14 protein-coding genes are annotated in these 13,430 nt (G+C 61.8%); 2 read left to right on the plus strand and 12 right to left on the minus strand.

Translation table 11 applies throughout. The features are described 5' to 3' along the window. Positions 1-98 precede the first annotated feature (98 nt). Positions 99-1,070, plus strand: a complete 972-nt coding sequence (locus tag GGI48_RS05600) for a magnesium and cobalt transport protein CorA (protein WP_016964996.1) — start codon at positions 99-101, stop codon at positions 1,068-1,070. Between the two features lie 41 nt (positions 1,071-1,111). On the opposite strand, the gene GGI48_RS05605 is transcribed toward GGI48_RS05600, so the two are convergent. The 3 genes from GGI48_RS05605 to GGI48_RS05615 all read right to left on the minus strand — a co-directional run bounded on the left by GGI48_RS05605 (position 1,112) and on the right by GGI48_RS05615 (position 5,315). After that, entirely contained in the window at positions 1,112-1,834 is a 723-nt protein-coding gene (locus tag GGI48_RS05605) for an amidotransferase (RefSeq protein WP_016964995.1), read from the minus strand. 105 nt (positions 1,835-1,939) lie between these two features. Beyond that, on the minus strand, positions 1,940-4,084 hold the full coding sequence (locus GGI48_RS05610) for a 3-hydroxyacyl-CoA dehydrogenase NAD-binding domain-containing protein (RefSeq protein WP_179597408.1): 2,145 nt from the start codon (positions 4,082-4,084) through the stop codon (positions 1,940-1,942). A 25-nt stretch (positions 4,085-4,109) separates the two neighbouring features. After that, positions 4,110-5,315, minus strand: a complete 1,206-nt coding sequence (locus GGI48_RS05615) for an acetyl-CoA C-acetyltransferase (protein ID WP_179597410.1) — start codon at positions 5,313-5,315, stop codon at positions 4,110-4,112. A 779-nt stretch (positions 5,316-6,094) separates the two neighbouring features. Between GGI48_RS05615 and GGI48_RS05620 the strand changes: the two genes are divergently transcribed. Next, positions 6,095-6,901, plus strand: a complete 807-nt coding sequence (locus GGI48_RS05620; protein WP_047302865.1) for a c-type cytochrome — start codon at positions 6,095-6,097, stop codon at positions 6,899-6,901. 300 nt (positions 6,902-7,201) lie between these two features. Here GGI48_RS05620 and GGI48_RS05625 read toward each other — a convergent pair whose 3' ends face one another. The 9 genes from GGI48_RS05625 to GGI48_RS05665 all read right to left on the minus strand — a co-directional run bounded on the left by GGI48_RS05625 (position 7,202) and on the right by GGI48_RS05665 (position 13,429). Then, complete coding sequence (locus GGI48_RS05625; RefSeq protein ID WP_016964989.1) at positions 7,202-7,543, minus strand: ribonuclease E inhibitor RraB; 342 nt, start codon at positions 7,541-7,543, stop codon at positions 7,202-7,204. 213 nt (positions 7,544-7,756) lie between these two features. Further along, the gene (locus GGI48_RS05630; protein ID WP_016964988.1) at positions 7,757-7,990 is read right to left on the minus strand and encodes a hypothetical protein; all 234 of its coding nucleotides are present in this window, start codon (positions 7,988-7,990) and stop codon (positions 7,757-7,759) included. A 144-nt stretch (positions 7,991-8,134) separates the two neighbouring features. After that, positions 8,135-8,743, minus strand: coding sequence for an START domain-containing protein (locus GGI48_RS05635; protein ID WP_016964987.1), 609 nt, complete (start codon positions 8,741-8,743; stop codon positions 8,135-8,137). Positions 8,744-8,786: 43 nt separating this feature from the next. After that, positions 8,787-9,041, minus strand: a complete 255-nt coding sequence (locus tag GGI48_RS05640) for a YkgJ family cysteine cluster protein (RefSeq protein ID WP_016964986.1) — start codon at positions 9,039-9,041, stop codon at positions 8,787-8,789. Positions 9,042-9,209: 168 nt separating this feature from the next. After that, positions 9,210-9,710: a hypothetical protein gene (locus GGI48_RS05645; protein WP_016964985.1), complete on the minus strand. Its 501-nt coding sequence runs from the start codon at positions 9,708-9,710 to the stop codon at positions 9,210-9,212. Positions 9,711-9,786: 76 nt separating this feature from the next. Beyond that, positions 9,787-11,226 (minus strand): PLP-dependent aminotransferase family protein, encoded by a 1,440-nt coding sequence (locus GGI48_RS05650; protein ID WP_011060145.1) that lies wholly within the window; start codon positions 11,224-11,226, stop codon positions 9,787-9,789. 203 nt (positions 11,227-11,429) lie between these two features. Then, the gene (locus GGI48_RS05655) at positions 11,430-12,242 is read right to left on the minus strand and encodes an OmpA family protein (protein WP_016964455.1); all 813 of its coding nucleotides are present in this window, start codon (positions 12,240-12,242) and stop codon (positions 11,430-11,432) included. Continuing rightward, positions 12,239-12,595: a DUF4398 domain-containing protein gene (locus GGI48_RS05660; RefSeq protein WP_016964456.1), complete on the minus strand. Its 357-nt coding sequence runs from the start codon at positions 12,593-12,595 to the stop codon at positions 12,239-12,241. Before GGI48_RS05660 ends, GGI48_RS05655 begins: the two co-directional genes overlap by 4 nt. Positions 12,596-12,604: 9 nt before the next feature. Continuing rightward, positions 12,605-13,429 (minus strand): substrate-binding periplasmic protein, encoded by an 825-nt coding sequence (locus GGI48_RS05665; RefSeq protein WP_179597412.1) that lies wholly within the window; start codon positions 13,427-13,429, stop codon positions 12,605-12,607. Position 13,430: the final 1 nt, after the last annotated feature.

Here is a 13,430-nt window from a genome sequence, read left to right on the forward strand (position 1 = left end):
CTGCGAACTCCAGCTCCGGCAGTGACTCTGATGCTGCATTGCAGGCTAAGCTGCTGATTTGTAACCGCCCCATTGATAAGAAGAAGTGAAGCAGAGCCATGGGTAGAGTTGTTGCTGCCGCCGTGTACAGCGGCGGAAAGAAAGTCACCGATATCAGCCTTGACGAAGGGGCTGCCTGGGCCGCGAAACCCGGCCACTTCGTGTGGATCGGCCTGGAGGAGCCCAATGCTCACGAACTGGCCAATCTGCAACGCCAGTTCAACCTGCATGAACTGGCCATTGAAGACGCGCTGGAGAAGCACAGCCGCCCCAAGCTGGAAACCTTTGGCGACGCCTTGTTCATCGTCACTTATTCACCGGTGCGCACCGAGGGCAAGCTGGAGTTCATCGAAACCCACATCTTTGCCGGCAAGGGCTACATCATCACCGCGCGCAACGGCCACTCGGCCTCCTATGGCTATGTACGCCAGCGTTGCGAGGCGCGCCCCCTGCTGCTGGAGCACGGCGAGGACTTCGTCCTGTATGCGCTGCTGGATTTCGTCACCGAGAACTACCAGCCGGTCAGTGAAGCCATCCACGGCGAGATCGACGAACTGGAACGCAACGTCCTGTGCAATTCGCTGAACGAGCGGGATATCCAGAACCTCCACGGCCTGCGCCGCGACGTGCTGCGTCTGCGCCGCTACGTCGCGCCCATGGTGGAGATCAGCGAGGAGCTGCAGAAACTCAGCTTTCCGTTCATCGACAAGAACATGCGGCCGTATTTCCGTGACGTGCAGATTCACGTCACCCGGCAGATGGAAGATTTGTCGACCCTGCGCGACATCGCCAGCCAGACCATCGAGATCGGCGTGCTGCTGGAGGCTTCACGGCAAAGCATCGTGCAGCGCAAGTTCGCCGCCTGGGCGGCGATCCTGGCGTTTCCCACCGCGGTGGCGGGGATTTACGGGATGAACTTCCAGAACATGCCGGAGCTGAGCTGGCACTACGGCTACTTCGGCGTGCTGGGTTTCATCAGCGTGGGCTGTATCAGCCTGTGGGCCAGCTTCAAGCGTTCCGGCTGGCTCTAGGGCAATGGGCCCTGGGCGCGAACGCCAGGGCCCCGGCAAGGTCATGCGGCTTCGGGTTTGTGGGCGACGAAGCGCATCATCCATTCCGCAACGGTGGTGCCGTGGTGCTCGTGTTCGAGACTGGCCAGGCCCTTCTGGTAGATCTTCTCGCCAAGAAACTCCTGGCGCAGATCCAGCAGCGCCCGGGAGTAGTCGTGGATGAACTCAGGGTGCCCCTGGAAACACAGCACCTGGTCATTGATGTGATAGGCAGCATAGGGGCAGAAATCGCTGGAGGCGATCACTGTGGCGTTCTCCGGTAGCGCGGTGACCTGATCCTGGTGGCTGATCAACAGCGTCAACTCCTCCACCACCGGGCTCATCCACGGCGCCTTGGCGGCCAGCTTGTAGCTATGGGTGCCCACGCCCCAGCCCTGACTCGCCCGCTCGCTCTTGCCCCCCAGCAAAAGCGCCAGCAACTGATGGCCGAAGCAGATGCCCAGCAGCTTGTCACCACGCTCGTAGCGGCCCAGCAGATAGGTCTTGAGGGTTTGAATCCAGGGGTCGGTGCCGAAGGAGTCGGCCTTGCTGCCAGTCACCAGGTAAGCGTCGAACTCCAGCTCGTCGCTGGGGTAATCGCCCTGCACCACGTTGTAGACGCTGAACTGCGCAGCAATGGGTTGCTGGGAAAACAGGCGCTGGAACATCTGCCCGTAACCCTGATATTGATCGACCAGTTCGGGACGCAGGATATCGGTTTCAAGAATGCAGATGCGTAGCGACATAAAAAATTCCTGACAAGGTGATGGCAATAATGAACAGCCCAGAGCCTGCCTTGAAATACCACGGCAAGGCAAGCCCCGGGACCACTCATTGGCTACCGGTCAACCTCAGAACAACTGCCCCTGGCGAGCCTTCTCCAGGAGCAGGGTCGGCGGGGCGAATCGCTCACCGTATTGCTGCGCCAGATACTGCGCCCGGGCGACGAAATCCTTCACCCCGTACTGGTTGATGAACTGCAGGGCACCGCCGCTCCAGGCGGCGAAACCGATGCCGAAGATCGAGCCGATATTGGCGTCCGCCGTGGACTGCAATACCCCCTCCTCCAGGCAACGCACGGTTTCGATGGCCTGAATGAACAGCAGGCGGTCGCGCACGTCCTGGGGCGAGATCTGCCCATCGGCGCGATAGAAGCGCGAGTGCAACTGCGGCCACAAGTGCTTCTGGCCACCGGCCGGGTATTCGTAGAAACCACCGCCGGCGGCCTTGCCCGCTCGCTTGCAGTCATTGAGCAACTGGTCGATCACGGCAAACGCCGGATGCTCGACAGGCGCCTTGCCTTCAGCCCGCAGGTCCTTGGCGGTCTGCTGACGGATGTGGCTCATCAGGCTCAGGGAGACTTCATCGGAAATCGCCAGCGGCCCCACAGGCATCCCGGCCTTGCGCGCCTCGGTTTCGATCAACGGCGCCGCAATGCCTTCGCCGAGCATGGCGATGCCTTCGTTGGTGAAGGTGCCGAACACCCGGGAGGTGAAGAAACCGCGACTGTCGTTGACCACGATCGGGGTCTTGTTGATCTGCAGCACGAAGTCGAACCCACGGGCCAGGGTTGCATCGCTGGTCTGCGCGCCCTTGATGATTTCCACCAGGGGCATCTTGTCCACCGGGCTGAAGAAGTGCAGGCCGATGAACTTATCCGGATTCGGCACCGCCGTGGCCAGCCCGGTGATGGGCAGGGTCGAAGTGTTGGATGCGATCACCGCCTCATCGCCGACCACCTGCTGCGCGGCCCGGGACACCTTGGCCTTGAGCTCGCGATCCTCGAACACCGCCTCGATGATCAGGTCGCAACCGGCCAGGTCGGCGTCCTCGGCGGTGGTACGGATTCGCGCCAGGATCGCCTCACGCTGCTCGCGGCTCAGTTGCCCGCGCGCCAGCTTTTTCTCCAGCAGCGCCGCCGAGTGGGCCTTGCCCTTCTCGGCCGCCTCGACACTGATGTCCTTGAGCACCACCTCGATGCCCGCCACCGCGCTGACGTAGGCAATCCCCGCCCCCATCATCCCGGCCCCCAGCACCCCGAGTTTGTTCGTGGTCTGCGGCGCGATGCCCTGAGGACGCGAGCCACCGGCATTGATTTCATTGAGCTGGAACCAGAAGGTGCCGATCATGTTCTTCGCCACCTGGCCGGTGGCCAGCTCGGTGAAGTAGCGCGTCTCGATCAGTTGCGCGGTAGCGAAATCCACCTGGGCGCCTTCGACCGCGGCGCACAGGATCTTTTCCGGCGCGGGGAAGCAGCCCTGGGTCTTGGCCCGCAGAATCGACGGGGCAATGGCCAGCATCTGCGCCACTTTCGGGTTGGCCGGCGTGCCGCCCGGTATCTGATAACCGCGCGCATCCCAGGGCTGCTGGGCCGCCGGATTGGCCAGGATCCAGGCCCGAGCCTGGGCCAGCAGGTCGTCACGGTCCGTCGCCAGGGCATCGATCAGACCAGCTTGCAGCGCCTGCTGCGGACGCACTTTCTTGCCTTCCAGCAGATACGGCAACGCCTTTTCCAGGCCCAGCAGGCGCACCATGCGCACCACCCCGCCGCCACCGGGCAACAGGCCCAGGGTGACTTCCGGCAGGCCGATCTGTAGCGATTGATCATCCAGGGCCACCCGATGATGGCAGGCCAGGCAGATTTCCCAGCCGCCGCCCAGGGCAGCACCATTGATAGCCGCGACCACCGGTTTACCCAGGGTTTCCAGCGCGCGCAACTGGCCCTTGAGGGCCAGCACCATGTCATAGAAGGCCTTGGCTTGCGGCTTGCCGACCTTGATCAGCTCATTGAGGTCGCCGCCGGCAAAGAAGGTCTTTTTCGCCGAGGTGATGATCACCCCGGCAATCGATTGCTGCTCGGCCTGCAGACGCGCCACGACACCGGCCATGGCCTCGCGGTACACCGCGTTCATGGTGTTGGCGCTCTGGCCCGGCATATCGATGGTCAGGACCACGATCTGGTCCTGGCCCTTTTCGTAACGGATGGCATCGGTCATGAAGATGGTTCCTTGAAGTCGGGGCTCAGAGGCGTTCGATGATGGTGGCGATACCCATGCCGCCGCCGACACAGAGGGTCGCCAGGCCGTAGCGCTGGCGCCGGCTTTCCAGTTCGTCGAGCAAGGTGCCGAGGATCGCGCAGCCGGTGGCCCCCAGCGGGTGGCCCAGGGCGATGGCGCCACCGTTGACGTTGACCCTGGCCGGATCGATGGCCATGTCCTTGATGAACTTGAGCACCACCGAGGCAAAGGCTTCGTTGACCTCGAACAGGTCGATGTCCTCGACCCGCAACCCGGCCTTGGCCAGGGCCTTGCGGGTGGCCGGCGCCGGGCCGGTGAGCATGATGGTCGGGTCGGTGCTGGTGACCGCCGTGGCCACGATCCGCGCCCGGGGCTTGAGTCCCAATTCGCGACCCTTGGCCTCGGAGCCGATGAGCATCAGCGCCGAACCGTCGACGATGCCCGAACTGTTGCCCGGGGTGTGCACATGGTGGATGCGCTCGACATGGCTGTAGACCCGCAGCGCGGTGGCGTCGAAGCCCATCTGCCCGATCATTTCGAAACTCGGCTTGAGGCTGCCCAGGCCTTCCAGGGTCGAGTCGGCGCGGATGAACTCGTCATGCTCCAGCAACACGATGCCGTTCTGGTCCTGCACCGGCACCAGGGACTTGGCGAAGGCGCCGCTGGCCCGGGCCCGGGCCGCCTTCTGCTGGGATTGCAGGGCGAAGCGGTCGACCTCCTCGCGGGAGAAGCCCTCCAGGGTCGCGATCAGGTCCGCGCCAATGCCCTGAGGAGTGAAATGGCTGTGCATATTGGTTTCCGGGTCCAGCACCCAGGCCCCGCCATCGCTGCCCATGGGCACCCGGGACATGGACTCCACGCCACCGACCACCACCAGATCCTCGAACCCCGAGCGCACCTTCATCGCGCCGAGATTGACCGCCTCCAGCCCCGAGGCGCAGAAGCGATTGATCTGCACGCCGGCCACGCTGACATCCCAGTCCGCGGCCTGAACGGCGGTCTTGGCGATATCGGCCCCTTGATCGCCGATGGGCGTCACACAGCCCAGGACCACGTCGTCCACCTGGCTGGTGTCCAGCTCGCAACGCTGTTGCAGTGCCCGCAACAGGCCGGCCACCAGGTTCACCGGTTTCACGCTGTACAAGGCGCCATCGGCCTTGCCTTTGCCACGGGGCGTGCGTAACGCATCGAATATCAAAGCTTGGGTCATGACGTCCTCGAACCGCTGTGCAGGGGAAAATGTCGAGCCCTCACCTTAGGCGCGACAGCCGTGGATTCAATGACCGATGCGCTCAGCCGCCTTGACGGTGACGCTCAGACGAACGGTAGGCAGCTAAGCGATCGCCCGATGAAGGGTCGCGAGCTGTCTAGCCAAAGGGCGACCACCCGGTGCGCAAATGGACTTATAGCGTTTTCAGGGATTGCAGCTATAACTTCATACGAATTGGATCTAAGCCAGAGGATTCAAGGCCCCTAAGGTAGAAACTGTAGGAAGTCCCGGACGGATTCTGCATCGGGACAGGTCAAAAAAAGGACACATAACCGGCCCACAATCACCTTCAGGACCGGTATGCATTGATGCTCAGGAATAACAACAAAAGGCATTCAGCCATGTTCAAACATTCGAAAGTACGTCAGGCGGGGCTCATCCTCTTCGCAACCACATTGCTGTTGATCTTGCCGAACCTCACCCGAGTGATCGGCTGATACGTGGCTGCTCGACCAACCGACCAGCACCTTGCCCCCGGTTCTCACCGGGGGCGCTGTCGCATGCCGATCTTGCCGAGCAACGGCAAGCAGAAGGATTGATGCCGATACCGAGCCGCCCGCGCTGGAAGGCCAAGACCCGCTAGCCAAGCGCGACTATTTCGGTATCGTGAACGACGCTAACCACCAAGAACCCCGGGATGCCCCGTTCGACCCCGTGTCGCAAGCGGCAGACATGCAGCCCGGTGACGCCCCCACTGACGACGATCCGACGGCCATCCATTGAAAGCTCTCCTCCTTTGCGCCGCCCTCCTGACCAGCAGCCCGCTATACGCCGCCCAACTGCTGATCGACCTGGGCTCCGGCAGCCGCACCTGGCAGACCGAAGAACTGCTCAAGCACCCCGAAGCCCGGAACATCAAGATCAAGGACGACGTGTCCTACCACCGCGACATGCAATACCGGGCCGTGCCCATGGCGGCCCTGCTCAAGGGACTCAAGGCCGAGGACCATCTGCAGGCCGTGGCCCTTGACGGCTTCGCCGCCGAACTGAACGCCGCGCCTTTGCTCAATACCCAGGGTTCCCAGGCCTGGCTGGCCATTGAAGACCCGAGCCAACCCTGGCCTGCCCTGGCCGCGGACAAGCCCGGCGCCGGGCCGTTCTATCTGGTGTGGACCAACCCGCAAGCCGGACATATCAGCCCCGAGCAATGGCCATTCCAGGTGGCGCGCATCCAGCGCCTGGCGCCGGTGGCGGAGCGTTTCCCGGCCCTGGCTCCGGACCCGAAGCTGGCCAGCAACGATCCGGTCAACCAGGGCTTTGCCCTGTTCCAGAAGAACTGCCTGGCCTGCCACCGCCTCAATGCCGCCGGTGACTCGCAGTTCGGGCCGGACTTGAACATCCCCTACAACCCTACCGAGTATTTCAGTGGCGACTTTCTCAAGCGCTACATCCGCGATCCGCAGAGCCTGAGGCGCTGGCCCCAGGCCAAGATGCCCGGGTTCGACAGCACTGTGTTGCCGGATCAAGAGCTGGAGTTGTTGCTGGGCTATCTGCGGCACATGGCGGGGCGCAAGCAGCTGCCTTGAGCTGATTCGGGCGTTGTCTATCGCCCAGATAGTCAGAGTTGATTTCCTGGTCCGCTCAGGCGGGCGGATAATCGCGCCCATCGAGCAAACACTTCGCCAAGCCTGATGAAGTCGCTGCTGCAACCGTGATGACGCCGATGACAACCGGGTCCGGGCTCTCCCGACCGGTTCCCTCTCCTGACCGGTCTTCCCTTTTAGCCACCCTCTCGGGTGGCTTTTTTTACCTTTGAGCCCCCTGAAAACGCAATTGGCCGACCCGAGGGTCAGCCAATTGCCTGTCTTGCTACCGATGGCTCCGGGTTATACCAGGCGCCCGCGAATCTCCTGCTTCACCCCCCATCCTTCAATGATGCCGCCCAGAGGCTCGACCACGGCCTCGAAGTCCTGTTCAAAATCCCCGATGCCGCCATGGGTGGCGTACATCACCTTGCTCAGTTCCAGATACCAGGCGCCGTCATCACGCACGCTGACCTGGGCGTTCAAGGATTCACCGCGAAACTGTCCTGCCGCCCTGCGCGCCCGCTCCTCATCCGGAAAAATGGCGTAGAACTCGATGGGATGGAATCGTGAAAAATCAAAACCGCCTTCTTTCATGCGGCGCAGCACACTGCTGCTGAGGTCTTCTTGAACGGCTGTGCTCATGAAACGTCCTCCTCAAACCGATGGATAGACTTTCCGCGCTTCCCGACTCGCCGGCCACGGTGACCGGCATCACGACCCGGGACGGGTCGTCAGGAAACAAGCATGGAGCTGACAAGATCAGAGCTAGGCGAAGCATTTGCTGATCTCGTTTGCAGATTAGCGCCAACGCCCGGGCGCCGCCAGAAATTGCTGCGCAAGCGATCTCTGTCGTCTCTAGATCGGCGTGATGCTGAGAATCTGAATGCTGTTCTGCTCTTTCAGGCTTTTGAGAGTGGGGGCTTCGATACGTCCGTCCAGATCATTCAGATCCAGCTCGGCGCTGACCGGCAGCAACTTGGCCCTCACCAACTGCGCGGCCCGTTCCAGCGTTGGCTCCTGCTCGCAATCGAAGTCTTCGACGGACTGGACACCATGATCATCGACGAAAGTGACTTGCCACTTTTGCATCAGCGCCTCCTCGATAGCCCTGTGAGTGGGCCTACAACATCTCGACCTTGAGCCGAAGGCAAACGTTCCACGGCACGGGCAGGCGAGCCCATAAAAAAGGCCGCCCGGAGGCGGCCTTGATCGAACCCTTGAACCTTCAGCCGATCACGGCTTTTCGGCACGGGTCTTGAGCGCCTTCAGGGTGTTGAAAGGAGCATCCACCACGAACTTGTTGGCCAGCCAGGACGGCACGCTGCCACCGGGCTCGGTGTGCACCTGATAGGTCACTTCGACCTGATCGGCACCCTTGGGCACGAACTTCCAGTAACCCTCGACCTGGGATACGCGCACGAAACCTTTCTCTTCCGGGATGTAGGTCGGCACACCTTCCAGCTTGCGGGTCAGACTGCCGTCCGCGGCTTCGCTGGTGGTGATGTGCAGCACCGAGTCACGGGCAGTGACCGGCCAAGGCGTGTTGAACTGGGTGTAGGTCCAGGTTTGATCGCCTTCGTGCTTGAGCAGTTTCTGGGTCTTGCACTCGTGGATCCAGGCGCAGGCGCCTGCCACGTCTTCCTGCAGCGCACGCAGCTTGGCGATGGAGGTCTTCATGGTGGTGACACCACGGTAGGCCTTGTATTTGGAACCGGCCACTTCACTCAAGGAGATCTTGATGCCGTCTTCATCCTTCGCCGTTTGCCAGTCTTCGGCGTGGGCCGTTGCCGACAACAGCACGGTGAAGCCACAGAGCACAGCCATTCGATACAGCGAACCCATTGTCTTATTCCTTATTGTTGAAGTTCCGTTCATTAAGAACACTCTAAGCCGCTGTCACTTGTTCCCACCATCCGAGCAAGCGGATGGCTTCTTCCCGGCTTTCGCCGCAAACCTCGGGATCTGCCTGAAACGCGCCGCACACCGCTGGCCGCTCCGGCCTACCGAACAAGCCACACAGGTGTTCGACAGACAGGTGCAGGCAACGTTCTCCCGCCAGTTTGCCATTGGGCATTCCGGGGATCGGTGAGCTGATGGAAGGGGCAATGCAGCAGGCGCCACAACCTTCACGGCATTTCATGACGAAAGCTCCTCGCGACAAGCATAGTGTTGAATGACGCCGGACAAGAGTAACCGCTAAAACAGCCGTTTAAAATTACTCAAAGAACGGATTTGACGCACAACCGTGCGTGACTGATCAGTCTCCGACAAAGTGTCGCCAAGACCCGTCACATAGCGGTTGAAGAATTTACTGCTTGAATTCGAAATCCAGGGCTGCGCCTTCGATTTCACGACGCTCCTCATTGCGCAACTGCAACTGCATTTCGTTGCTCAGCAAGCGACCGTTGAGTTGGAATGGACTGCTTTCCTTGGGCTTTTCGCCAAACATTTGCGGCAGCAAAGGTTCGCGCTTGGGCAATGGCACACTGCCGACAGGTTGCAGATGCTTGACCATTTCCGGCGGCAGGCTCAGGTCCAGCTTGGGGCTCTTCAACGGCGTCTTGATGTCTTGATAGGCCCACTTGGATTTGGGCTTGGCTGCTGCCTTTTTGCTTGCCGGCTTGCTCTTGCCAGCGCTGGCCTGGGCTTTGGCCTTGCTCGCCGAGGTCTGCTTGGCGGTAGCTGGCTTGCTCGGGTGGGTGCTGCTGGCAGCCGGTTTATCGGTGGCCGAGGCTGCCTGGACAGGCGTGACAGCGACAACTCCCAACAGGCAGGCAGATAACCAGATGGCAGGAAAAAAGGCATTCATAAAGGCGGGTAGATCGACAAAAGGTTTCCTATGCTCGCTTGTTGCAAGCCCCATGACAAGCACAGGGCCGCATTGTTTAAAAACCGCCGGCTGCCTCCTGGCACAACTGGCTGGCGAGCATGCCCAGGGTCATCAAGGCCCGCTCGGCCTCACGATTCCAGGGGGTGCCGCAATTGAGCCGCACGCAGTGGTTGAACTGCTCGGTGTTACTGAAGATCAACCCCGGGGCAATGCTGATGCCCTGCTGCAAGGCCCGCACATGCAGTTCCTGGGTGTTGACCCGCCCAGGCAGGCTGACCCAGAGAATGAAACCGCCATTGGGCCGAGTAATCTGCGTGCCTTCCGGAAAGTACTGCTGCACCGCCAGTTGAAAGGCGCTGAGGTTCTTGCGGTATTCCTGGCGGATGTAGCGTAAATGCCGGTCATAGCCGCCGTTCTCCAGGTACGCCGCAACGCCCATCTGCGTCACGCTGCACGCCGAATGGGTACTGAAGGTCTGCAGGCGCTGGATCTCCTGCTGGTACTTGCCGGCGATCATCCAGCCGATGCGCACCCCCGGTGACAGGGTCTTGGAGAAACTCGAGCAGTAGATCACCCGGTCCAGACGGTCATAGGCCTTGAGGGCCTTGGTGCGCCCGACCTCGAACATCAACTCGCCGTAGATATCGTCCTCGACCACCTGGATATCGAAGTCCGAAGCCAGGCGCAGCAACTGCTTCTGTCGTTCCTCCGGCATGGTGCCGCCCAGGGGGTTGCTCAGACGCGTGGTCAGGACCAGGGCCTTGATCGACCACTGGTTGGCCGCCAGTTGCAGCGCTTCGAGGCTCATCCCGGTGGAAGGATCGCTGGGAATCTCGATGACCTTGAGCCCCAGCAAATCCGCCAGTTGCAGTAATCCGTAATAGGTCGGCGATTCCGCGGCGATCAGATCGCCCGGCCGGGTCAGGACCCGCAGCGACATCTGCAGGGCATCGACGCAACCGTGAGTGATCACCACCTCGGAAGGATCGACCACCACCCCGGCATCACGCATGCGAATCGCCACCTGGCGTCGCAGCGGCTCGAACCCCGGGCTGAACATGTAGCTGAACGCCCGCGGGCTGTGAAACCGCGTGACCTTGGCCAATTGCTGATGCAATGCCCGCACCGGCAGATAGTCGACGCTGGGCACCGCGGCCCCCAGGGGAAACACCCCTTCGCGACGGGACTCCACCAACACCTGCTGAATGATGCTGCTGCGGGTCACCAGTCCCGGGCGCTCGACCCGGGCGATGTCCGGCGTGGGCGCGGTCAGTGCCGGCGTCTGGTGCACGTAGTAACCCGACTGGGGACGCGCGCGGATCAGCCCCTGGTCTTCGAGGTTGGCGTAAGCCTGGAGCACCGTGGCGTGGCTGACGTTGAGCTGCGAGCTCATCTTGCGTACCGACGGCACGCGCTCCCCCGGTTGGTAGACACCACGGCGAATATCCTCAGCCAGTTGCTGAGCGATACGTTGATAGAGCAAGAGATTGGTCATGGCACAGCACTCGATTTCACGGCGTTTTATTCTTGTGTGAAACAATACCGGCACAGTTTAGAAGTGTACTGGGACAGTTCCTACAATAGTCGAGGACACCGGGCAGTGAAAAGTAGAACTGCAGGGTTTTTGTGCGCACCTTGGCAGACATAAAAAAACCCGACGCCTGGCGGACGTCGGGTTTTTCGGGGACAAGCGGCGTTTCAGCGAGCGGCGCCAAGCTGGCCCTTTTCGTCGGAGAAGACGATTTCCACTCGCCGGTTCTGCGCCCGACCCCGTTCGGATGCATTGGCTTCCACCGGGTAATCGTCACCGTAACCTTCGACCTGGATGCGCTTCTCGTCGATCCCCAGATCCACCAGCACGTCCGCCACGGCCTGGGCCCGATCGCGCGACAGTTGCAGATTGCTCTGACGCTCACCGGTGTTGTCGGTGTAACCCTCAATGCGCACGACACGCTTGGGGTTCAGTTGCAGGAACTGCACCACCTTGAGCACGGTGCGATTGGCCGAGTTCTTCAATTCGGCCTCGCCGGTGTCAAACAGCACGTCGCCCAGCGTCATCACCAGGCCGCGATCAGTCTGGGTGGTCGCCAGGCTGATGATCTGCTCCTCCAGCCACTTGCCCTGCTGCTGCACGCTCAACAGCTTGGCCTCACGCAGGGCCAGCTGCAGGCGTTGCCGCTCCAGCTCGAGCTTGGCGGCGCGCTCCTGGTTCAGCGCCTGATCCGTGTGTTCCCGGGCAATTTCGCTGTAGCGACGGCTCAGGTAGGCATAGTGCTCCACATCGGCACCGCTGCCCCAGTAGGTCGACAGTCGATCGGCACGGGCCAGGGACTCTCCGGCGCGTATCACGTCCTTGGGCGCAATTCGCAGCACATTGGAGTCCTCCTTGACCTTCTGGAAGTCGGCACCGGCTTGCTGCAGGGCTTCCTCGCTGTGCTGGCCGGCACAACCATAGAGACCGGCGCAGGCCAACAGCATCGCGCCACCGAAGATACGGGTCGACAGGCTCATTGGGCGTCTCCCAGTTGCTTGCGCAGGCGGGTGATGCGGGTGTTGAGCTCATTCACCTGTTCCTGGCTCTTCTGGGTCAGGACCTTGGCCTCGGCCAAGCGAGCATCCAGTTCTGCCTGTTCGGCACGCATGCGCGCCTTCTTGTAGGACTCATCCTGCATATTGCCCTGAGCCCGGGAGAACTTGTCTTCGGCCAGTTTCAACTCCGGCATCGCCTCGGCCGAGGCCCCCACGGCCTTGGCTTGCTCCAGCGCCTGGGCAGTGAGGCGCATTTGCTCGGTGGGCGCCGGATCGGTTGCACAACCCGCCATGGCCAACAGGGCCAAGGCAGGGAAAAGAGGTCGAATAGTCACACGTGATTCCTACGGTTTTGGGCTGCTGACGGGTTGCTGCAACTGGGCCTTCCAGCGCTCCAGATTGCGCTGCAGCAAGGCCTCCGTCAGACCGGACGCGGTCAATTCTGTCATCTTTTTTGCCAGCTGTCCGCGCAACCATGGGTCATTGCAAGCCGAGTTATGGGACAGCGCGAGAAACAGCCCCGGTTTGTCGATGGCCTGGGGAAACGCCTGCAGATCCGCCGCCATCCCCAGGGACTGGGCCATGGCCATGCCCGCATAGCGCGGTGCCAGCACATAGTCCACTTGCCCCAGCAGCAAGGCCTGGAAGACCTGGGTCAAGTTCGGCAGGCGCTTGAGTTGCAAGTGCTCCTTGGCCACGACCTGAAAGGGCTGGGTCAACCGGGCCTTTTCCGAAACCGCGCCCGGATGGCCGGCCAGGTCCGCCACCTGGGAGTAGCTCAGGGTCGAGTCCTTGCGCGTCCACACCAGATAGTCGTTCTGCACCAGCGCCGGGTGGATGTAGTCCAGCGACTCCAGCTCATTGAAGGTCAGTGGCGCATCGGCCAGCAGGTCCATGCGCCCACTGCGAACTTCATCCAGGGCTTCGGAACGTTTGCCGGCGTACAACAACTCGACCTTGAGCCCCAGCTCCCCCGCCACTTGCTGCAACAGGTCGGCACTGGCTCCCATCAGGTGCTTGGGGTTCTGCGGGTCTTGCCACAGGTACGGCGGCGCGTCCGGGCTGCCGGTCACCACCAGACGCTCGCACTTGCCTGCCGCCAGTGACAGCGATGGCAACAACGCCAGGCTCAACAGCGCTGCCCAGCCACTCATGCGGTGCAGATCCATG

This window comes from Pseudomonas protegens (assembly GCF_013407925.2).
Taxonomy (GTDB): domain Bacteria; phylum Pseudomonadota; class Gammaproteobacteria; order Pseudomonadales; family Pseudomonadaceae; genus Aquipseudomonas; species Aquipseudomonas fluorescens_AP.